We start from the raw sequence: 21430 nt of genomic DNA, 5'->3' as shown, positions 1-21430 counted from the left end.
CCGATTCCCGGGCGTGATGAGGCCTGCAGCATCCAAATCGACAGGAACGCCATGACGAAAAACGGCAAGGCGGAGGAAACCAAGAAGATCAACATCGCGCTTCAGGGCGGCGGCTCGCACGGGGCCTTTTCCTGGGGTGTGCTCGACCGACTGCTGGAGGATGGCAGGCTGGAGATCGCGGCGGTGTCCGGGACCAGCGCCGGCGCCATGAACGCGGTGGCGCTTGCCGACGGCTTCGTGCGCGGCGGCGTCGAGGGCGCACGGCAAAAGCTCGACGATTTCTGGCGCGCGGTGGCGGCAAAGGGCCGGTTCAGCCCGGTGCAGCGCATGCCGTGGGATGTAGCCTGGGGCAACTGGTCGATCGAGAACACGCCGGGCTATGTCTTCTTCGACACCATGTCGCGGGTGTTTTCGCCCTACGTCGCCAATCCGCTCGGCCTCAATCCGCTGCGCGACGTGGTCGCGCAGGAGATCGATTTCAAGAATGTGCGCGCCTGCAAGTCGATGGAACTGTTCATTTCGGCGACCAATGTCGAAACCGGGCAGCTGCGCGTCTTTTCCGATGGCGAGATCGATCTCGGCACAGTGATGGCCTCGGCCTGCCTGCCGCAACTGTTCCGCGCCGTCGAGATCAAGGGCGTGCCCTATTGGGATGGCGGCTATGGCGGCAACCCGGCGCTTTATCCGTTCTTCAAGACGGCGGCGACCGAGGACGTGCTTCTGGTGCAGATCAATCCGGTGGTGCGGGAAGGAACACCGAGGAGCGCCAACGAGATCCAGAACCGCATCGACGAGATCACCTTCAACGCCGGGCTGCTGCGCGAATTCCGCTCGATCGCCTTCATCAAGGAACTGATCGCCGCCGGCCGTCTGCCACATGGCGAATACCGCGACATCCGCATGCACCGCATCGATGCCGACGAGGCGTTCAAGGACCTGTCGGCGTCATCGAAGGTCAATGCCGAATGGGCGTTCCTGAGCTATCTGCGCGATCTTGGCCGCACCGCCGCCAGCGACTGGCTGGAGGAGAATTACGATGCCGTCGGCAAGCGCCCAACGCTCGATCTGTCAGGCGAACTCGATGACGGCTTCAAGCCGGTGCGTGGTCCCGCACCTGGCCGGCGGGTCAAGGAATTCCTCGCGGTGCGCAAGAATCCGGAGGCGGAGCGCCGCCGGGCCTGAGCTGTGCCGAGATTCAGGTGAGGCCGGCCTGCAAATGGCGGCCTCCTGCGCTTCCGGTGCTCGCGGACCCGAAAGTACGGTCTGCTCCGGTTCTCGGAACCCGCCTTGTTTGGTCGCTTCGCGCCCGTCTTGGACTCCGGCTCGGCCTGACCCGAATCTCGGCACAGCTTTGCTTCTTGGCTTCATCCAGCTTTCAAGGTCAGATCGATCACCCTGATTAGGGCAGCGGCCGCCTGCCGCTGCCTGTCGGGATCGCTGATCCGCGCCTTCATGCCTTCCAGTCCGTCGAGCAGCATGTCGGCAAGCAGTTGCGTCGACAGGCCCTTGGCCGCCAGATCGACGCCGTTCCTGGCGGCCTCGCTCTCGATCGCGGCGGCGATATGTTCGACAAGGCCGCCGCGCCAGCAGCCGACCAGATCGCCAAGGCTTGATTTCATGTCCACCAATTCGGCGCCGTGCGGCGAGGCAACGACTGCGCTCATCATCGAGATGAAAGCTTCGTCGATGGCTCGCATCATGCGCTCAGTGAAAGCGCCATCGCCGGCCAGAGCCATTTTCGCGGCCTCGACCGAGCGCGACAGCACCATCATGGCGATGGCGCGAAAAATGTCGGTCTTGTTCTTGAACAGGAGATAGAGCGCCGGCCGCGACATGTCGGCGGCGCGGGCGATGTCGTCCATGGTGGTGCGGGAGAAGCCATAGGCCAAAAACACCTTCATTGCGCCATCCAGGATGCGGACGCGTTTGGGGTCGGTGATGGCGATGTCTTCGATCTGATTCATGGGGCAACATTATCCTGCAAAATAGCAATTGACAAAATGACGATTTTTGTCAATCTGTTTGAGAATGAAATGACCGGTTGGCCATTTCGTCTCGGGTTGTGGACGACAACAAAGGGTATCCCCATGCGCCTCACCGTCGACGGGCAGTCTTTCGATTTCGAAGCCGATCCGGACATGCCGCTGCTATGGGCGCTGCGCGATCTCATTGGCAAGACCGGACCGAAGTTCGGCTGCGGCATCGCCGCCTGCGGCGCCTGCACCGTGCATATCGATGGTCAGCCGGTGCGTTCCTGCTCGCTCCCGGTTGGCCAGGTCAGCGGCGCTGTCACCACCATCGAAGGCATCGGCACGGCGGACAGACTGCATCCAGTGCAGCAGGCATGGCTGGAGGAGCAGGTCGCGCAATGCGGCTACTGCCAGGCCGGCCAGATCATGAGCGCGGTGGCGCTGCTCGACGAGGTCGCCGACCCGAGCGACGCCGACATCGACAACGCCATGGGCGGCAATCTCTGCCGCTGCGGCACCTACCCGAAGATCCGCTCGGCCATCAAGAAGGCTGCAGCGCTTAAGACAGCGGGGCTCTGACCATGGCCAGTGTCGGAAAGATCGCCCGCCGCACATTCCTGATTGGCGCGGCTGCTGTCGCGGGCGGCTTTGCCGTCGGCTACTACTATTATCGCAAACCGTTTGCGAACCCGCTCGAGGCCGATCTCGGCAAGGGCGAGGCGACCTTCAACCCCTATGTGAAGATCGGCGCCGACAACACCATCACCATCGTCGCGCCGCGCGCCGAGATGGGGCAAGGCATCTCGACGACGCTTGCCGTCATGGTCGCCGAAGAACTCGATGTCGGTCTCGATCAGGTCAAGGTCGAGCACGGCCCGGCCTCCTATGCCTATTACAACGCGGCGATCCTCGAAGAAGGCGGCCCGTTCGCCTTCTTCGACGAGAGCATGACTGCACAAGCCGTGCGCTCGGGTCTCGGCGTGGTCGGCAAGTTCCTTGCTCTCCAGGCCACCGGCGGCTCGGCTTCGGCGCGCGACGGTTTCGACAAGATGCGCCAGGCGGGCGCCACTGCCCGGCAGTTGCTGATTGCGGCGGCGGCGCAGAAACTCGGCGTTGCCGCCGCCGATCTGGAAACGGCCAACGGCTCGATCCTGCATAAGGCGTCTGGCAAGTCGCTGACTTATGGCGCGGTCGCCGCGGCCGCCGCCGCCATGGCACCGCCGGCCGAAGTCAGGCTCAAGGACCGAGCCGACTGGAGACTGCTGGGAAAACCGCAGAAGCGCATCGACATGCTGGCCAAGGTCACCGGGGCGCCGATCTTCGGCATCGATGTCAGGCTGCCGGACATGCTCTACGGCACGGTCAAGATGAGCCCGCGCTTCTGGGCCAAGCCGGTCAAGGCGGACCTCGCCAAAGCCGAGAAAATGCCCGGCGTGGTCAAGATCGTACCGCTCGAGACGAATTATGGTCACGGCTTCGGCATCATCGCGGACAATACCTGGGCGGCATTCAGGGCGGCCGACGCCATCGACGCCCAGTGGGCGGATCCCGAATATCCGCTCAGCAGCGCCGCCATTGGCGACGTGCTGAAACAGGCGCTCGGCACCAAGGGCTCAGCGATGCGCGACAATGGCGATGTCGATACCGCCTTCGCCGACGCGCCGCGCGAAAGGATCGTCGAGGCAGACTATGCGGTGCCTTATCTGGCGCATGCGACCATGGAGCCGATGAACGCCACGGCACGGTTCGGCGATGGTGCCCTCGACATCTGGTGCGGCAACCAGGCGCCGACCCTGGTGCGGCAGCTTTGCGCCAACGCGGTCGGTATCGAACAGGACAAGGTCACCGTCCACACCACCTTCATGGGTGGCGGTTTCGGCCGCCGTACCGAGATGGACTATGCCCTTTGCGCGGTGTTGATGGCGAAGGAGACAGGCGGGCGCCCAATCAAGGTGACCTGGACGCGCGAAGAGGACATGCGTCATGACGCTTATCGGCCGGCCGCGGTCGGCAAGTTCCAGGCGCGGCTCGGCGACGACGGCATGCCGGTCGCCGTCGACATGAAGCTCGCCTCGCCATCGGTGATCGCCGGCACCTTGCGTCGGCTGTTTCCGTCGATATCGCCACTCGGTCCCGACAAGTCCATTGTCGATGGGGCCTATGACCAGCCCTACACAATTCCGAACTATCGGGTCAGCGGCGTCGCGGCGCCCGTCTCCATCCCTGTCGGCTTTTGGCGCTCGGTCGGCAGCTCGGTCAACGGCTTCTTCCATGAGGGGTTCATGGACGAGATCGCCACAGCCGGCAAAATCGATCCGGTCGAGATGCGCAAGAAGCTGATGGCCGCCTATCCCTCGGCGGTGAAGGTGGTGGAGAAAGTCGCAGCGATGGCGAAATGGGGCGAGGCGCTACCCGCCGGCAAGGCCAGGGGCATGGCCTTCACGCTGTCCTTCGGTAGCTGGGTCGGCGAGATCATCCAGGTGGCGGACACGCCGGCCGGCATCCGCATCGAGAAGGTGTGGATCGCCGCCGATGTCGGCACCGCGCTCGATCCCGGTATCATCGAGGCTCAGCTGATTTCCGCCGCCATCTACGGTCTTTCGGCGGCAATGGGACAGGAAATCACCTTCGCCGACGGCATGGTCGAACAGTCGAACTTCCACGACTTCGACGCCATGCGGATCTTCCAGTGCCCGGTCTTCGAAGTCGCCATCCTGGAAAATTTCCACAAGATGGGCGGTGTCGGCGAGGTCGGCACACCGCCGGCGGCACCGGCGCTGGCCAACGCCATCTTCGCGCTCACCGGCAAGCGCATCCGCACGCTGCCTTTGTCGAAAACGGTGGCCTTCGCATGAAGAAGCTCCTCATCATGCTGACGCCTGCTGCCATGCTCGCCCTCGCGGCGCCGTTCGCAGTCGCACAAGACAGCCAGACGCCGGCGCCGGCGACGGTCGACGCAGCGAAAGGCTTGTCCGAATGGGACAAGATCCATGCGGTGTTCTCGCATCCGCGCTGCGCCGACTGTCATGTCGCGGACGACCGGCCGCGCTGGTCCGGCGCGCATTATGGCGGCACCCGCGTTCACGCCTTCAACGTCCAGCGCGGTAACGACGGATCGGGCTTCGGCAATCCGGGCCTGCGCTGCACGACTTGCCATTTCTCTAGCAATTCCAATGCATTGCATGGACCGCCCGGAGCCGAGAACTGGCGTCTGGCGCCGGCCGAGATGGCCTGGTTCGGGAAATCTTCGGCCGAAATCTGCGCCCAGATCAAGGATCCGGTGCGCAATGGCGGTCGCAGTTTGGACGATATCGCGCTGCATGTTCGCGACGACAGGCTGGTCGCCTGGGGCTGGGCGCCGGGGTTGAACCGTGAGCCGGCTCCGGGCTCGGCCGAAGCAACCTTTCAAGCGATCGAAAACTGGATGGCGGTGGGTTCACCTTGCCCGGTGCCGTAATGGTCTTGCAACTTTAAGGCTATATTGCGGTGCAACTTTGATGTAGAAGCGCGCTTCGCCGATCACGGCAAATTGAAGACGGCCTGGCGCGCACCCATATCGGCGACGCGCCCGCGTTATGAGGACGCTGGCCGAATCCGCAGTGGAAAAAACGACGATGAGAATCAGGTTTCACAAGCTTGCAGCCGTTGTTGTGCTCATTGGTTTCGCGGCGTGGATGGCGACAGGCGAATTCTCGTCCGTCGGCAGCGTAGCCGCCAACAAAGCCAAGGCTGCCGAAGTCGAGCAGGCCAAGGCGCCGGACGCGAACAAGCCCAAGGTGGCGGAAGCCGAGCCGAAGCCACCGTTGCGCACCGTCGCGGTGGTGACGCCGCCGCGCAAGACCTATGCGCGCGCCATCCGCATTTCAGGATTGACCGAAGCCGACAAACGAGCGGTGCTGGGCGCGCGCGTTGCCGGTGTCATCGACAAGCTGCCGGTCAAGCAAGGCCAGCACGTCAAGACCGGCGATCTGGTGATGATGCTTGCCGCCGAAGAAAAGATCTCGATGGTCGACAACGCCAAGCAGTTGGTTGTGCAGCGCCAGGCCGAGTTGGACGCAGCTTTGCGACTGATGAAAACCGGCAATTTGCCGAAGCTGCAGCTCGACACCGCGCGCTCGAACCTGACCTCGGCGCAGTCGCTGCTGAAAACGGCACAGGCCCTGCTCGAGCGCAATGAGGTGAGGGCGCCTTTCGACGGCGTCATCGACCGGGTGCCGGTGGAACTTGGCAGTTCCATCATGGAGGGCGGCGAGGTGGCAACCATCCTCAAGCTTGATCCGGTGATTGCCCGCGGCGAGGTCAGCGAGCGCGATCTCGGCTACCTCAAGCTGGGCGACAAGGCCAATGTACGGCTGGTCAGCGGCCAGACGGTCGAAGGCACCGTGCGCTACATCAGCCGCGACGCCTCGTCGGCGACCCGTACCTTCCGCGTCGAGGTGGCGATCCCCAATGGCGACGGCTCCGTGCCGGCCGGCATGACGGCGGAAATCGCGCTCAATGCGCAACCGACCGACGCGGTCCTGCTGCCGCGCTCGGTGGTGACGCTCGGCGACAAGGGCGACCTCGGCATCCGCGCCGTCGGCAAGGACAACAAGGTGGCGTTCTTCCCGATCGACCTCGTCGACGACACGCCGACCGGCCTCGTGCTCGGCGGCATCCCGGCCGACGCGCGTATCATCGTCGCCGGCCAGGAACTGGTGAAGGAAGGCGATGTGGTCAATCCGGTCGAGGCCGACCAGGCGACGATCCGGAAGCTGCTGGGCGAGGCGACTGCCGGGACGCAGTAGCAACGGGTCGCGACGGACTAGCCCTGGGCGGGGACAATCGGCTGCGACGCAGCTCCTGAAATTCAACAACAGGCGTTAGCCATGGATATCGTCAGACTCGCAATCAACAATGCCCGCCTGACCATTTCGGTCCTGGTCTTCCTTCTGCTCGCAGGCTGGGTCGCTTATCAGTCAACGCCAAAGGAAGCGGAACCCGACGTTCCGATTCCGATGATGTATGTCAGCCTGATCTATCAAGGCATTTCGCCCGAGGATTCGGAGCGCCTTCTGCTGCGGCCGATGGAAAGCAAGCTGAAGAGCCTGAAAGGCCTCAAAGAAATGCGCTCGGCCGCCTTCCAGGGCGGCGGCTATGTGCTGGTCGAGTTCCAACCGCAGACCAACCTGGCGACGGCGCTGCAGGACACGCGCAGCAAGGTGCAGGATGGCAAGGCCGACCTGCCGCAGGCGGCTGAAGAGCCTGTTGTTACCGAGGTCAATATCTCCGAATTCCCCGTCCTCGTCGTCACCCTGTCAGGCGAATTGCCCGAGCGTGTGCTGACCGCTGCCGCGCGCGAACTGCGCGACCGCATCGAAGAAGTGCCCGGCGTTCTCGAAGGCTCGCTGCAGGGCGCGCGCGACGACCTCGTCGAGGTCGTCATCGACCCGATGAAGCTGTCTTCCTACGGGCTGCAGCTCGATCAGCTGATCGGTGCGGTCGGCAACTCCAACAGCCTGGTCGCCGCCGGCAATATCGAGGGCTCGGAGGGCAAATACGCCGTCAAGGTGCCGTCACTGATCGAGACACCTGAGGATGTGGCGGCGCTGCCGGTGGTCGCCGGCCCCAATGCCGTGGTTCAGGCCAAGGACATCGCGACGATCCGCTCCACCTTCAAGGATGCCGAGACGGTGACCCGCCTCAACGGCAAGCCGGCCATTGCCATCGAAGTGAAAAAGCGCATCGGTGCCAATCTGATCGACACGCTCACCAAGGTGAGGGAGGTCTCCGACGCCTTCGTCAAGACCATGCCGCAAGGCATGAATGTCACCTACACGCAGGACAAGTCGGTCTTCGTCAACCAGCTGCTCGGCGACCTGCAGAACCATGTGATGATCGCCGTCATCCTGGTGTTCATCGTCATCCTCTACGCGCTGTCCGGCCGTGCCTCACTGTTGATCGGCCTGGCCATTCCCTCATCGTTCCTGATCGGCATCCTGTTGCTTGCGATGATGGGCTACACGATCAACATGATCGTGCTGTTCAGCCTGATCCTGGCCGTCGGCATGCTTGTCGACGATGCCATCATCGTCACCGAATTCGCCGAGCGGCGGATGGGCGAGGGCATGCCGAAGGCGGAAGCTTTCGCACTTGCCGCCAAGCGCATGGCCGGTCCGGTCATCGCCGCGACGATGACGCGCATCGCCGCCTTCTCGCCGCTGCTGTTCTGGCCGGGCATCATCGGCGACTTTATGAAATACATGCCGATCACGCTGATCGTCACGCTGTCGGCCTCGATGCTCTACGCGCTGGTGTTCGCACCGACGCTGGGGGCGATCTTCGCCAAGGCGCCCGAGCTCCATGAGGATGACAATCGCGACGGCTGGTACATGGCCATCGTCAAGCAGGCGGTGCGCTTCCCCATCACCGTGCTGGTGCTGACCGTGGCGCTGCTGTTCGGCGTCGGCTTTGCCTATTCGAAATATGGCGCCGGTGTCGAGTTCTTCCCCAGTGTCGAGCCAGACTACGGCCTGCTCTACGTGCACGCTCGCGGCAATCTTTCGCTGGCCGAAATGGATACCGCGACCAAGATCGCCGAAAACAGGCTGCTCGGCTGGCCCGGCATCAAATCGGTCTACACCCGCGTCGGCAAGACGCAAGGCGGCGGCCAGGACGTTCCGGAAGACGTCGTCGGCGTCATCCAGTACGAATTCATCGACTGGCGCGAGCGCAAGTCGGCGAACCAGATCCTGGACGAGTTGCGTGGCGTCATGGCCGGCATTCCCGGCGTCGATGTCGAGGTGCGCGTGCCCGAAGCCGGTCCGCCAACCGGCAAGCCGATCCAGATCAGGCTTTCGGCGATCGATCCCAAGGGGCTCGACGACAAGGCGCGCGCCGTCGCGGCCCGCATTGCCAAGGTGCCCGGCGTCATCGACATTTCTGACGGTCTGCCGCCGCCCGGCGTCGACTGGGCGCTCGAGGTCGACCGTGCCAAGGCGGCGCAGTACGGCATCAGCCCGACTTCGGTCGGAACGGTGGTGCAACTGGTGACCAACGGGCTGAAGCTCAGTGAATATCGACCGGCAGGTGCTGACGATGCCGTCGACATCAGGCTGCGTCTGCCCGAAGACCGCCGCACGCTGTCGACGCTCGATGAGCTCAGGGTGCAGACCTCGCAAGGCTCGGTACCGATCTCGAATTTCGTCGTGCGCAAGCCCGAACCGACCGTTGGTATCCTCAACCGCATCGACGGCGCCCGCACGGTGGTCGTCCAGGCAAACGTCGCCGCCGGCACTCAGGTCGCGGCCGTGCAGCAGGAGGTCACCAAGGCTGTCGCCGATATGGATCTTGGCAGCGGCATACGCTGGAAGCTGGCCGGCTCGAACGAGGACAGCGCGGAGGCCAGCGCCTTCCTCGGCAAGGCCTTTGGCGCGGCGATCTTCCTGATCTTCCTCGTGCTCCTGATGCAGTTCAACAAATTCACCAGCGTGCTGATGGTGCTGTCCTGCGTGGTCATGGCGACGATCGGCGTGTTCCTGGGGCTGCTGCTGACGGGAGAGGCATTCGGCATCGTCATGTCGGGCATCGGCGTCATCGCGCTGGCCGGCGTGGTGGTGAACAACAACATCGTGTTGATCGACACCTATGACCGGCTGCGCGAAGAAGGCTGGGACAAGATGGAAGCGGTGTTGCAGACCTGCCGCGAACGGGCCCGCCCGGTTGTGCTGACGGCGGTGTCGGCGATCCTCGGCGTGCTGCCGATCGCCTTTGGCCTCGGTCTCGAAATCTTCCATCACGAGACGACGATCAACGCGCCGTCGACGCAATGGTGGATCTCGCTGTCGTCGGCGATCGTCTTTGGCCTGTCCTTTGCGACCTTGCTGACGCTGGTGGTGACGCCGTCGATGCTGATGATCTTCACGCGCAGCAAGAACAGCCGCTTCTACGCGTTTTTCCGTCGGCTATTCCGGCGCGGCAACGGAAAGGTCTCGTCGACCGACACGCCAGATACGGATGTGGGCGGCGAACCGGCTATCGCCTTTCCGAAGGCAGCCGAATAAACCTGTCTGCGAACCTCTGACGCAAAGGCCGTCCGGAACAACCGGGCGGGCTTTTGCATTGCTCTCCCCGGAGCAATGTCAGGCAGCTTTCGCAACGCCATTCACCGTGGCGATGCCGATGTCCTCGAGAGCCTCGGCGACTGCCTGATCAAGCGGCGTGTGCGGGATCGCGCCGATGATGCCTTCAAGCCTTGCCGAGGACAGCTGATGCGGCTCGAAGCGCAGATAGGACATCGAGACGATCTCGCGCCACATCGCCACGAACGGGCTGCCGGCACGCAGCACCCACCAGGCCATCGCGGTCATCTTGAGCGGGCGACCGAGTGCCGTCTCGGCTGACGCCTTGATCTCCCGGTCGGTGACGGCATGGCCCGGAAAGTTCAACGCTTCGTAGGAGCCGAGCTTGTCCAGGTTTTGCGCCAGTCCGACGAAAGCCTTGGCCAGATCCGGCAGGTAGGCCCATTCATGAACAAGATCGACCGGGCCGGGTGCGGTATAGATGCCCTTGTTCATCTTGGCGGCGACGACCAGGTCGAACCATGACCCGCTGCCGGTGCCGCCGAAAAAGTCTCCGGCCCGCAGGAGAATGGTGCGCACCCGGCCCGCGTCGGCCTCGCGGCGAAACAGATCTTCCATGGCGACGCGGATGCGGCCTTTTTCGGTCGTCGGCCGGAATGGGGAGTCTTCGGTGATCACCGCTGGTATCGGCGAGCCGAAATTGTAGACGTTGCCTGGAGCAAGGTGCAAAGCGCCGTTCGCCCGGCAGGCGGCCATGACGTTCTCGGCCATCGGCAGGCACTTGACCCATTCGGTGTAGATCGGGTTGAGGCCGTTGAAAATGATGTCGACGCCTTCGGTGGCGCGGATGAGCGCTTCGCGGTCAAGCCCGTCACCGGCAACGGCCGTGGCGCCCTTGAGTTCGGCCGGTACCTTGCCGCTGCGGGTGACTGCGCGGACATCATAGCCGGCGTCGATGAAGGTCTTGGCGACCACGCGGCCGAGGCGGCCATTGGCACCGAGAATTGCGATCTTGGTCATTGGAAGTACTCCTGGTTGGAATTGCGTGGCCGGTTGGCTAGGCGGATCAGCGACAAGCGCGATCGGGATCAGCGACAAGCGCGATCGGGATCAGCGGTTGCCGAAGAGGTCGCGGTTGCTGCCCTGCGTGACTGGCTTCTGGGCGTCCGGTTTCTGGATCGACGTGGTGATCGTGTTGTCGGTGCTGGCGACAGCCGGCTGGTTGGCGTTGTTCGAGCCAAACTTGTCGCTGCCGGCGAAAGCATTGGCCGTAGCGATGAGGATGGCGGCGGCGGTGAGAGCGATCTTGGTCATTTGTGGTCTCCTTGTTGGTGTTTGCATCCCGAATATGATCCCCTCGTATGCGAATGGAAATTGACTATGGATGGGGTTCTGATATTCATAAATGAATGAGTGAAATCGACTGGAACCTGATCAAGAGCTTCGTCACCGTGGCGGAAACCGGCAGCCTGTCGGCCGCGGCGCGGAAGCTCTCGGCAAGCCAGCCGACACTCGGCCGTCACATCGGTGAGCTCGAGCAGGCGCTGGGTGTCACGTTGTTCCGGCGTGGGCGGCGCGGCTATGAACTGACGGAAGCCGGCAGCACGCTGTTCGAGCGCGGCAAGGCGGTCAGCGAGCAGGCGAGCGCCTTTTCATTGCTGGCGCTGGGTTCGGTCGAGGCGATCGAAGGCACGGTTCGCATTGCCGCCAGCGAGGTGGTGGCGGCCTATGTGCTGCCCGAGATGACGGCGCGGCTCGGCATCGAGGAGCCCGCCATCGAGGTCGAGATCGTCGCCTCGAACCAGGTCGAGAACCTGTTGCGCCGCGATGCCGACATCGCCATCCGCATGGTCAAGCCGGCGCAGAACGAGCTGATGGCGCGCAAGGTCTGCGATATTCCGCTCTGCGCCTGCGCCGCCAGATCTTACCTCGATCGGCGCGGCCGTCCGCTGGAACCTGCCGACCTTGTCGACCACGACTTGGTCGGCTTCGACCGCGGCGATGACATCATCAGAGGCTTCACCCAGTATGGCATCCCTGTCACCCGGAGCAGCTTCCGCTTCAGGACCGACAACCAGATTGTTCTGTGGGAGGCGGTGCAGGCGGGAAACGGCATCGGTCTCGGCCAGGAGCCGCTGGTCGACCGTGATCCATCGGTGGAGAAATTGCTGCCTGACCTGCCACTGCCGGTGCTGCCGGTGTGGCTGGCCATGCATCGCGACGTGCGCACCAGCGTGCGCATCCGCCGCGTGGCGGACTTCCTTTACGAGGAACTCAAACGCTATTCGGCCGGCGTGGCGTCGGGAGCGAATTCGGCACGGTGAGCAAGCCCGGCCATCAGCAGCACGACGATCAGCAGCCCCGACATGGCGACGAAGATCGGGCCGAAGCTGAAATGCTCGGCAACGAACCCGATCGCCGACGGTGCCACCAGAATGCCGGAATAGCCCATGGTGGTGACCACGCTCATGCCGGTGCCCGACGATATGCCTTCCTGGTTGCCGCCGGCCGAAAAGATGATCGGCACCATGTTGGCGATGCCGAAGCCGCACAAGGCAAAGGCCGCGATCGCAAGCCAGGGCGAAGGTGATAGCCCGGCGATCAGCATGCCGGCGGCGGCGACGAGCGCCGACGCGCGCAACGTCATCACCGCGCCGAGGCGGTTGCGAACGCCGTCGCCGAAGAAGCGCATGATCGCCATGACACCGGAAAAGGCGGCATAAGCGAGACCGGCAATGGCGAGGTCGGCGCCGAGTTCCTGTCTGAGATACAGTGCCGCCCAGTCGAGCACCGCGCCTTCGGAGATCATCGTCAGCAGCGCCATCAGCCCGACGAGGTAGACCAGCGGGTTTGCCGGCAGCGCGAATTTATGATGCTCGGTCGCCTGCGGCCTGTCCTCGGCGATCAGATGGCGGACCGCCACCGCGATCACCGCGAAGGCAAGCGCCGTCACCACCGCCGCGTGGGCGAGGTGGCCGTAGTGCTGGATGGCAAAGCCGCCGAGGCCGCCGCCGGCGAAGCCGCCAAGGCTCCAGAAGCCGTGCGAGGATGACATGATGGCGCGGGAGAGCCGCCGTTCGACTACCACCGCATTGGCATTCATGGCGACATCCATGCCGCCGATCGAGCCACCGAAGATGAACATGGCGATCGCTGCCAGCGGCACGTTGGGGGCCAGCGCCACGACCAGCAGGCCGAGGCTGCCGCAAAGACCGAACCAGCGCAGCACGGTGCGCGAGCCATGTTTCGAGATCAGGTGGCCGCACCAGGTCATGGCGGTGACCGCGCCGGCGCCGAACAGCAGGATCAGCAGGCCGAGCGTGAACTTCGTGATCTCCAGCCGGGTCAGGAACACCGGGATCTGCGGCGCCCAGCTGCCGGTCAGGAAGCCGTTGGCGAGGAAAATAGCCGCCACGGCCCATCGTCCGCGAATGGCAGTCAGCATGGCATTTGACGCGTTCATAGAGCGAATCCGGTCAGAAAATGGCTTCGCGCGGCAAATTAGATCGATTCAATTTCTAGTCAAGCACTCTCTCGGGGAAAGCGCTTGGGCCAAACCTGGCCTTGGAAATGATCGAGGGGTGTCGGCGGTTGAGCTAGAGCGGTTCATCGTTTCACGGAAACGCTGACCCGCTCTATCTCTTTGTTTTGACGCAATTCCCTAAGGGAAAGCGCTATGCGCTTTTCCCGGGAAAACCGCTTCACACTTTTCCTGGAATTGCTCTAATGGTCCCGAGGCCGCCTGGCCTCGAATTCAGCCTTCTTGGCGTCGGAGGCCTCGGTCTGGTTGAGCGCCTGCCATTCGGCATAAGGCATGCCGTAAACGATCTCGCGCGACTGGTCCTTGCTGAGGGCAACGCCTTCGGCCTCGGCTGCTTCGCGATACCAGTTCGACAGGCAGTTGCGGCAGAAGCCGGCGAGGTTCATCAGGTCGATGTTCTGCACGTCGTTGCGCTCGCGCAGATGCTCGACCAGCCGGCGAAAGGCGGCAGCCTCGAAATCGCGCTTCTGCTCTTCGCTGAGTTCGGTCATCGGAACCTCCTTGCGGCTCTACAGCGGCCCGGCGCGGGAGCCGAATTGCTTGACCACATGTATATCGGGGCGGCGGTCGATCGCGTCAACGATCGGCGCCAGGCGCTGCGCCCATGCGATCGCGCCCGTCTGGTCCGATATCAGGTCCTGGCGGATCTCGATCAGCGCATGGGCGAAGCCGTTGACGATGGCGTGCTTGTACATAGTGTCGCCGCGCAACGCGCCGTCATAGGGCTCATTGTCGCCGACGACGAGGGCCTTGTCGGCGGCCAGCATGTCGATCAGCGGCCGCGCCACCCGGTCATCCCGATCCCACAGGATGCCGACATGCCAGGGACGTTGGATCCCTTGCATGACCGGGGTGAAGGAATGCACCGAGAAGATGAAGGGTGCCTGGGCAGAGGCCTGCGCGACCGAGGCGATCATAGCGCCGACGGCGTCGTGATAGGGCCGGTAGAAGCGGTCGAGCCGTCTTTCGCGCTCCTCGGCGGCAATCGGGTAGTTCCCGGGCACGACGGTGCCGTCATAGAGCTGGCGAATGAGCGTCGGATCGTCCTCACCGCGATTGGGATCGATCAGCAGTCGCGAAAAATTGGCGAGCACCGCCGGCACGCCGAGCGAGGCGGCCAGTTCGCGCGTCACCGCCTCGACGCCGATATCATAGGCGATGTGGCGGTCGAACTCCGCCGCCGGCAGGCCGAGGCTGCCATACTCCTCCGGCAGGTCACGACGGGCATGGTCGCCCAGGAGCACGATGCCTCGCTTGCGGTCGCCTTCGATGACATCGAAAGGCGCGAAAACTGTGGATCGGGTCATTGGCAGGAAATGGTCTGTTCGCGGGCTTCCGGGGAGGGTGCTATCGTCATTCCACGAAGACGACGCTTGCGCAATGCCGTTGTTTGGCCAAGGTTTCTGCGGAAATCTGGCAGAAGTCGGCGAATTGTGCGCCGGAGCCTTTCTAAATCGATTGGAATTGAACAAAACGGTGCGTTGACATGCGCCCGGACTTTTCCGAAAAGGGGCGCAGAGAGATGCAGATGTGGTTCTTGAGGGGTTTTCGGATGGGTTCCGCCGGCAGGCAGCGCATGCGCTCTGCCTTTGCCATGCCGCTCCTGATCCTTGCGGTGGGCCTGTCGGCGATGGTCATGGCCTCGCCGGCGCGTGCCGATTTCCGTGTCTGCAACGCCACGCAGAACCTGGTCGGCGTCGGCATCGGCTATCGCGCCAAGGCCGGCTGGATCACCGAGGGCTGGTGGCACATCGAGGGATCGAGCTGCAAGACGCTGATCGAAGGGCCGCTGTCATCAAGGTTTTACTATCTTTATGCAGAAGACGCCGAGCGCGGTGGACGCTGGGACGGCCCGATCAACATGTGCGTGGCTGAAAAAGAGTTCAAGATCGCCGGCGTAACCGATTGCGTCGCCCGGGGCTTTCAGCGCGCCGGATTCCAGGAATATGACACGGGCGAACAGGCAAGCTGGATGGTCCAGCTGACCGATGAGCCCGCAACGGGAGGCGCTCCAGCCGCCCCGGGAACAAACAGTCAATGAGACGTAGCCGCAAGGTCAAGATCCTAGCCACCATCGGTCCGGCCTCCTCGTCGGAGGAGATGCTGAAGAAATTGTTCGAAGCGGGCGCCGATGTGTTCCGCATCAATATGAGCCATACCGATCACGAACTGATGCGCACGCTGGTCGGACGCATCCGCACTGTCGAGGAAGCGGTCGGCCGGCCGATCGGCATCCTGGCCGACCTGCAAGGCCCCAAGCTGCGTGTCGGCAAGTTCGCCAATGGCAAGGAAGTGCTGACCGTCGGCCAGACCTTCACGCTCGACGACAATCCCGAGCCCGGCACATCGACCAGGGTCTATCTGCCACATCCCGAGATCCTGAGTTCGGTCGAAGCCGGTCATCGCCTGCTGATCGACGACGGCAAGCTCGAATTGAGGGCGGTGAGAAGCGGCGACGGCAAGTCGATCGTCTGCACCGTCATTGCCGGCACCACGATTTCCGACAAGAAAGGTGTCAGCCTGCCTGATACCGACCTGCCTGTCGGCGCGCTGACCGAGAAGGACCGCAAGGACCTCGATGCCGTGCTGTCGACGGGCGTCGACTGGGTCGCACTGTCGTTCGTGCAGCGGCCGGAGGATCTGGCCGAAGCGCGCAAGATCGCGCGGGGCCGGGCGCTGATCATGGCCAAGATCGAAAAGCCGCAGGCCGTTGCGCGGCTGGCCGAGATCATCGAGCTGTCCGACGCGCTGATGGTCGCCCGTGGCGATCTCGGTGTCGAAATGCCGCTTGAGGCGGTGCCCGGCATCCAGAAGCAGATCACGCGCGCCGCGCGCCGCGCCGGCAAGCCGGTGGTCGTGGCAACGCAGATGCTGGAATCGATGATCACCGCCCCCGTGCCGACCCGCGCCGAGGTGTCCGATGTTTCGATCGCCGTCTTCGAAGGTGCCGACGCCGTCATGCTGTCGGCGGAGTCCGCCGCCGGCGCCTATCCGGTCGAAGCGGTGGCGATGATGGACCGCATTGCCACCAAGGTCGAAACCGATCCGACCTATGCCGGCATCATCAACGCGCAGCGCTCCGAGCCGGAAGCGACCGGCGCCGACGCCATTTCGCTGGCCGCCCGCGAGATCGCCGAGACGCTGAAACTGTCGGCGATCATCACCTACACAGCGTCCGGCACCACCGGCCTGCGCGCTGCCCGCGAGCGTCCGCAAGTGCCGATCATTGCGCTCTCGCCGATCCTCAACACGGCGCGGCGGCTGTCGCTGCTTTGGGGCACGCATTGCGTCGTCTCGCCCGATGCCCGCGACCTCGACGACATGGTCAACCGCGCCTGCCGCATCGCCTTCGACGAAGGGTTCGGCAAGCCGGGCGACCGCGTCATCATCACCGCCGGCGTACCGCTGAGGACCCCGGGTTCGACCAACATGCTGCGCATCGCCTATGTCGGGTCGGACGTGCAGACCAGCCGATCTAGGTGATCAGGTCGGCGCGAGTTCGGCCTGCGGCACCTTGATGTCGGCGCATTTGCCGACGCCATAGGCGTCACCGGCGATGCGCGCTTCCACGGCCTTTGCCAGTGCCTGCAGGTCGATGTCCTTGCCGGCGACCTTCTCGATGGCGCCAACCACCAGGTCGGGGGCAATCCAGTCCGGCTTGTGGCCGAGATTGTGCACCCAGACCAGTTCGGCGCCGGCAATGTCGCGGACGAGGCCGACCGAGTGAATCTCCGCATAGACGACCTTGTCGCGGTCGCCCGAAATGACCACGGTCCGTGCCTTGATCTCGGCGTAGTGGGGGGCGGCGCCAACAGCATAGCGATAGAGCCCCGCGACGTCGGTGGCGTTGGCGCGAAAGGCCGGTGGCCGCAGCACCAGCGGGATCGAGGCCGTGGCGAGATAATTGTCCGGCACCTTGTTGGGCGAGAAGACACAGGTCGTGGCATCAGCCATCTGCAGCGTTCCCGTCGAATACGTCAGCGTCTCGGAAAACAGCCAGCCGATCACCGGAATGGTCGTCAGATCATAGTACCAGGAGGTTGCGCCGCCCGGCCAGGGATGGGTCGCCGGCGCGAGGAAGACCAGCCCGAGTGTCTTGTCGGGATGCTCGCGGCCAAACGCCGTCGTTACCACGCCACCGAAGGAATGGCCGACGACGACAGCGTTTTTCATGCCGAGACGGTCCATCAGCGCGGCTATGGTGCTGGCCTGGGCCGACGGGCTTTCGTTGTTGCCTGGGCCACGCCCTGACCAGCCGAAACCCGGCCGGTCGAAGAACAGCATTTCGGCGCGGCCTTCGAGCAGCGGCCGCAGCGGCAGCATCTGGTCCCTTAGATTGGCACTGGCGCCATGGATGAAGACGATCGGCGGCAGCGCGGCGTTCGCAGGCGCCGGAACATGGACATAGTGGATGCGGGCGCCATTGATGTCGGCGAATTCACCGATCGGCGGATTGCGCCGCTCGATCAGCCACGAGCCGACGCGGGTGACGCCGACAAGGCCAAGGACAAGCGCCATCAGGAAGGCGAGGGCAGCGTAGATCAGGTTCATGCGGGGAATACGGGCTGGAGCGGAATTAGTTCTGGGTATGCCTGATATTCAGGTGAGGCCGGCCTGCGAACGGTGGCGTCCTGTGCTTCCGGTGCTCACGTACCCAAAAGTACGCTCCGCTCCGGTTCTCGGACACCGCCATTCTCGGCTCCGCCTGACCTGAATCTCAGCATACCCCTGCGGGAGATCGGGAGCATCAAATGCCTTCGCCGGCAAGCTCTTCCGAAATCGTGGCGACCTGGTCCTGGGCGCTGCGCATCATCGGATAGATGGCCAGCACCTTCTGCCAGGCCTCGAGCGCCGATTGCTTGTGACCGGTCAAGGCCATGATCTGCGCCAGGCCGGACAGCGCACCGAAATGGCGCGGCTCGAGCTGCAGCGTATGGTCGATGTCGGACATCGACTTGCCGTAGTTCTTCATCATGAAATGCACGGTGGCACGCCGGTTCCAGCCTTCGGCGTAGGTCGGCTGCAGGGTCACCACCTGGTCGAGGAAATCGAGTGCGACGTCGAACTTCTGGCCCTCTAGGGCCTTTTGCGACCACTGCATCATCAGGTCGATCGAGGCGCTGCCGGATTGGGACCACTCGTTCCAGATGTTGCCGGCAATGCGCTCGGCCGCCTTTTCGTTGCGCTCGCGCTTCAAGTCGCTGAACAGCTGGTCGAGGCGGGCTTGCTTCGTCGTTGCCACCGGCGGCGCGTCCGAAGCGGCTGGCGGTGCGACAGCGTCATCCGCCCGAGCCGGCAAGGACATGGCGCCGGAAAGAAGCAAGGCTGTTAAAAATGCAAAGAGAATCCGCATCGCCGGACTCTAGTCCCGGGCGGCGGAACGTCAAACTGAATTTGGCGTGAAAGGCCGGCAGGGCCGGCAACAAGCATCAATTGGGCGGAGGCAACACGCCTCCGGCCGAAAACTCAGCCCTGGCGTGCCTTGTAGCGCGGGGCGGTCTTGTTGATGATGTAGACGCGGCCCTTGCGGCGAACCAGCTGGTTGTCGCGGTGACGCGCCTTCAGCGCCTTGAGCGAATTCTTGATCTTCATGGTCTTGCCTGTCGGTGTGGACCCGGTCCGGGTCGAATTTTTAAGGCGCGCCAGAAGACGCGCCTTTGAACTGTGGGTGGCTCATAAACGAGGAGCCTTGTCCGTGTCAACCGCAAGCGTGCTCCATAACAGGGCGAACCTTCCATATCATCAAATATCGGCCATGTCGGCCTTGCGGCATTGCGCGGCCTCTGGCCGGCTGGGATGATACGGCCGCCATGAAGGGATTTGGGGATGAATATGCGCCGAATTTTCCTGTCCGCCTGCCTTGTCTTGCTGGCGGGAGCTTCGGATGCCCGGGCGCAGGAATGCGACCGCAGCGACGACAGCCAGCAGATGATGAACATCTGTGCCGGCGAGGACTACCAGGCCGCCGACGCCAGGCTCAACAAGGCCTACCAGGACCTCATCAGCTCGGATGATGCCGACAGCAGGAAATTGCTGCAGGCGGCGCAACGGGCCTGGATCACCTTTCGCGACGCCGAATGCGCTCATTCCACCGCGGCCAGCGAGGGCGGCTCGATCCATCCGATGGAAGTTTCGCAATGCCTGACCAGGCTGACCAATGACCGCACCAAGCAGCTCACGGCCGCGGCCAATTGCGAGGAGGGTGATGCGAGTTGCGCCAGTCCTGACGAGGACGAGGGCGACGAGGTGCAATAAAGCGCGCTTCTCAGGTCAGGCGCGACGCCTGACCCGGGTGAAATGGCCCATCTTGCGGCCGGGGCGTGCCTCGGCCTTGCCGTAGAGATGCAGCATCAGATCCGGCTCGGCGAGCAGTTCTGCGACACGCAGCACATCGTCGCCGATCAGGTTTTCCATCACGCAGTCAAAATGGCGTTTCGGGTCTCCCAGCGGCAGGCCCGCCACGGCGCGGATATGCTGCTCGAACTGCGAAACGATGCAGGCGGCTTCGGTCCAGTGGCCGGAATTGTGCACGCGCGGCGCGATCTCGTTGGCCAGCAACGAACCGTCGGCCAGCACGAAGAACTCGACGCCGATGACGCCGACATAGTCGAGCGCCGACAATATCTTCGATGCTGCCGCCTGTGCCGCTGCGGCCGTCTCCGGCACAATGGCGGCCGGCAAGGTCGATGTGTGGAGAATGCCGTTGCGGTGGACATTCTCGGCCGGATCGTAGGCGGCAACCGCGCCGTCCAGCCCACGCGCCGCGATCACCGAAATCTCGCGCTCGAACGGCACGAAGCTTTCCAGGATCAGCGGCACATTGCCCATCGCCTCGCAGATCCCTGCAAAGCCGCCCGCCTCCATGTTGCGGAAGACGCGCTGGCCCTTGCCGTCATAGCCCATGCGCCGCGTCTTCAGGATGCCGCTGCCGCCGAACGTGTTCAGCGCCGCCGTCAGCTCATCGTCATTATCGACCGGGCGGAAATCCGCGGTCGCAATGCCGATGCCATTGAGGAATGTCTTCTCGCTTACCCGGTCCTGCGCCACATCAAGCGCTCGCGCCGGCGGATAGACCGGAACCTTGGCGGCAAGCGCGCTGGCGGCCGCGACCGGCACGTTCTCGAATTCGTAGGTGACGACGGAACTCGCCGCCGCCAGTTCGGCAAGAGCCGCCGGGTCGTCATAGGCGGCTGTTATCTGCCGGTTGGCGACCTGTGCTGCCGGGCAATCCGGCTGCGGCTCCAGCACCACCATGCGGTAGCCGAGGCGTGCGGCGGCCATCGCCAGCATACGGCCGAGCTGGCCGCCGCCAATGATGCCGATGGTCGATCCGGCGGGCAGGCTCACGGCGTGTCCGTCGGTTCGGTGGCGACCTTGGCGGTCTGCGAGGCGCGCCAGGCATCCAGCCGCGTGGCAAGCTTGTCGTCGTAGAGCGCCAGCACGGCGGCAGCCAGAAGTGCAGCGTTGGCCGCACCGGCCTTGCCGATGGCCAGGGTTCCGACGGGAATGCCGGCCGGCATCTGGACGATGGAGAGCAGTGAATCCTGCCCGGAAAGCGCCTTCGATTCCACCGGCACGCCGAACACTGGCAGCGGCGTCATCGCCGCTGTCATGCCGGGCAGGTGCGCCGCGCCGCCGGCGCCGGCGATGATCACCTTGTAGCCGGCAGCCTTGGCGCCCTTCGCGAAATCATAGAGCCGGTCCGGTGTGCGATGCGCGGAGACGATCAGCCGCGTGTGCGGAATGCCCAGTGCCTCCAGCGTTTCGGCCGCATGGCGCATGGTCGCCCAGTCGGACTGGCTGCCCATGATGATGGCGACGTCGGCGCGTTGATCGTCCAAGTCCTTGCTCCCCGGCGA

At 63.9% G+C, this 21430-nt stretch carries 21 protein-coding genes; 10 read left to right on the top strand and 11 right to left on the bottom strand.

Features of this window, described 5'->3' with window-relative positions; all coding sequences use genetic code 11:
• Positions 1 to 51: 51 nt before the first annotated feature.
• On the top strand, positions 52 to 1182 hold the full coding sequence (locus tag B5V02_RS12605) for a patatin-like phospholipase family protein (RefSeq protein WP_111544491.1): 1131 nt from the start codon (positions 52 to 54) through the stop codon (positions 1180 to 1182).
• Positions 1183 to 1364: 182 nt separating this feature from the next.
• Here the strand turns inward: B5V02_RS12605 and B5V02_RS12595 are convergent, their stop codons facing one another.
• Positions 1365 to 1964, bottom strand: coding sequence for a helix-turn-helix domain-containing protein (locus tag B5V02_RS12595; protein WP_111544489.1), 600 nt, complete (start codon positions 1962 to 1964; stop codon positions 1365 to 1367).
• A 123-nt stretch (positions 1965 to 2087) separates the two neighbouring features.
• Between B5V02_RS12595 and B5V02_RS12590 the strand changes: the two genes are divergently transcribed.
• The 5 genes from B5V02_RS12590 to B5V02_RS12570 all read left to right on the top strand — a co-directional run bounded on the left by B5V02_RS12590 (position 2088) and on the right by B5V02_RS12570 (position 10012).
• Entirely contained in the window at positions 2088 to 2549 is a 462-nt protein-coding gene (locus B5V02_RS12590; protein WP_111544552.1) for a (2Fe-2S)-binding protein, read from the top strand.
• 2 nt (positions 2550 to 2551) lie between these two features.
• Entirely contained in the window at positions 2552 to 4825 is a 2274-nt protein-coding gene (locus B5V02_RS12585) for a xanthine dehydrogenase family protein molybdopterin-binding subunit (protein WP_111544488.1), read from the top strand.
• Positions 4822 to 5427, top strand: a complete 606-nt coding sequence (locus B5V02_RS12580; protein ID WP_111544487.1) for a hypothetical protein — start codon at positions 4822 to 4824, stop codon at positions 5425 to 5427. Before B5V02_RS12585 ends, B5V02_RS12580 begins: the two co-directional genes overlap by 4 nt.
• A 157-nt stretch (positions 5428 to 5584) precedes the next feature.
• Positions 5585 to 6757, top strand: coding sequence for an efflux RND transporter periplasmic adaptor subunit (locus tag B5V02_RS12575; RefSeq protein ID WP_111544551.1), 1173 nt, complete (start codon positions 5585 to 5587; stop codon positions 6755 to 6757).
• Positions 6758 to 6838: 81 nt separating this feature from the next.
• Positions 6839 to 10012: an efflux RND transporter permease subunit gene (locus B5V02_RS12570; protein WP_111544486.1), complete on the top strand. Its 3174-nt coding sequence runs from the start codon at positions 6839 to 6841 to the stop codon at positions 10010 to 10012.
• A gap of 78 nt (positions 10013 to 10090) precedes the next feature.
• Here the strand turns inward: B5V02_RS12570 and B5V02_RS12565 are convergent, their stop codons facing one another.
• Positions 10091 to 11050 carry an SDR family oxidoreductase gene (locus tag B5V02_RS12565; RefSeq protein WP_111544485.1) on the bottom strand — a complete coding sequence of 320 codons (960 nt, stop codon included), beginning with the start codon at positions 11048 to 11050 and terminating at the stop codon, positions 10091 to 10093.
• 90 nt (positions 11051 to 11140) lie between these two features.
• Positions 11141 to 11344, bottom strand: coding sequence for a DUF680 domain-containing protein (locus B5V02_RS12560; protein WP_111544484.1), 204 nt, complete (start codon positions 11342 to 11344; stop codon positions 11141 to 11143).
• A gap of 95 nt (positions 11345 to 11439) precedes the next feature.
• Between B5V02_RS12560 and B5V02_RS12555 the strand changes: the two genes are divergently transcribed.
• Positions 11440 to 12354 (top strand): LysR family transcriptional regulator, encoded by a 915-nt coding sequence (locus B5V02_RS12555; protein ID WP_111544483.1) that lies wholly within the window; start codon positions 11440 to 11442, stop codon positions 12352 to 12354.
• On the opposite strand, the gene B5V02_RS12550 is transcribed toward B5V02_RS12555, so the two are convergent.
• From B5V02_RS12550 to B5V02_RS12540, 3 genes are all read right to left on the bottom strand, one after another.
• On the bottom strand, positions 12312 to 13493 hold the full coding sequence (locus tag B5V02_RS12550) for an MFS transporter (protein ID WP_111544482.1): 1182 nt from the start codon (positions 13491 to 13493) through the stop codon (positions 12312 to 12314). The genes B5V02_RS12555 and B5V02_RS12550 overlap by 43 nt on opposite strands.
• Before the next feature lie 260 nt (positions 13494 to 13753).
• Positions 13754 to 14062, bottom strand: a complete 309-nt coding sequence (locus tag B5V02_RS12545) for a DUF1244 domain-containing protein (protein ID WP_111544481.1) — start codon at positions 14060 to 14062, stop codon at positions 13754 to 13756.
• Positions 14063 to 14080: 18 nt separating this feature from the next.
• Positions 14081 to 14878: an N-formylglutamate amidohydrolase gene (locus tag B5V02_RS12540; protein WP_111544480.1), complete on the bottom strand. Its 798-nt coding sequence runs from the start codon at positions 14876 to 14878 to the stop codon at positions 14081 to 14083.
• A 287-nt stretch (positions 14879 to 15165) separates the two neighbouring features.
• Here B5V02_RS12540 and B5V02_RS12535 point away from each other — a divergent pair, with 287 nt between their 5' ends.
• Together B5V02_RS12535 and pyk are read left to right on the top strand one after the other, a co-directional pair.
• Entirely contained in the window at positions 15166 to 15612 is a 447-nt protein-coding gene (locus B5V02_RS12535; RefSeq protein ID WP_245331228.1) for a DUF1036 domain-containing protein, read from the top strand.
• Entirely contained in the window at positions 15609 to 17054 is a 1446-nt protein-coding gene (gene pyk / locus B5V02_RS12530) for a pyruvate kinase (protein ID WP_111544479.1), read from the top strand. The genes B5V02_RS12535 and pyk overlap by 4 nt, the downstream gene beginning before the upstream one ends.
• Here the strand turns inward: pyk and B5V02_RS12525 are convergent, their stop codons facing one another.
• From B5V02_RS12525 to ykgO, 3 genes are all read right to left on the bottom strand, one after another.
• Complete coding sequence (locus tag B5V02_RS12525) at positions 17055 to 18122, bottom strand: alpha/beta fold hydrolase (protein ID WP_111544478.1); 1068 nt, start codon at positions 18120 to 18122, stop codon at positions 17055 to 17057. It lies immediately after the preceding gene.
• A gap of 196 nt (positions 18123 to 18318) precedes the next feature.
• Positions 18319 to 18924 carry a tetratricopeptide repeat protein gene (locus tag B5V02_RS12520; RefSeq protein WP_111544477.1) on the bottom strand — a complete coding sequence of 202 codons (606 nt, stop codon included), beginning with the start codon at positions 18922 to 18924 and terminating at the stop codon, positions 18319 to 18321.
• Positions 18925 to 19037: 113 nt separating this feature from the next.
• Positions 19038 to 19163, bottom strand: a complete 126-nt coding sequence (gene ykgO / locus B5V02_RS12515; RefSeq protein ID WP_006327841.1) for a type B 50S ribosomal protein L36 — start codon at positions 19161 to 19163, stop codon at positions 19038 to 19040.
• Between the two features lie 240 nt (positions 19164 to 19403).
• On the opposite strand from ykgO, the gene B5V02_RS12510 reads away from it, so the two are divergent.
• On the top strand, positions 19404 to 19826 hold the full coding sequence (locus B5V02_RS12510; RefSeq protein WP_111544550.1) for a lysozyme inhibitor LprI family protein: 423 nt from the start codon (positions 19404 to 19406) through the stop codon (positions 19824 to 19826).
• 15 nt (positions 19827 to 19841) lie between these two features.
• On the opposite strand, the gene B5V02_RS12505 is transcribed toward B5V02_RS12510, so the two are convergent.
• On the bottom strand, positions 19842 to 20918 hold the full coding sequence (locus tag B5V02_RS12505; RefSeq protein ID WP_111544476.1) for a 5-(carboxyamino)imidazole ribonucleotide synthase: 1077 nt from the start codon (positions 20916 to 20918) through the stop codon (positions 19842 to 19844).
• Positions 20915 to 21412 (bottom strand): 5-(carboxyamino)imidazole ribonucleotide mutase, encoded by a 498-nt coding sequence (purE, locus tag B5V02_RS12500; RefSeq protein WP_111544475.1) that lies wholly within the window; start codon positions 21410 to 21412, stop codon positions 20915 to 20917. Before purE ends, B5V02_RS12505 begins: the two co-directional genes overlap by 4 nt.
• Positions 21413 to 21430 lie beyond the last annotated feature (18 nt).

The organism is Mesorhizobium kowhaii (genome assembly GCF_003253745.1).
GTDB classification, from domain to species: Bacteria; Pseudomonadota; Alphaproteobacteria; order Rhizobiales; family Rhizobiaceae; genus Mesorhizobium; species Mesorhizobium kowhaii.
This window is presented reverse-complemented; position numbering and strand designations above follow the sequence as displayed.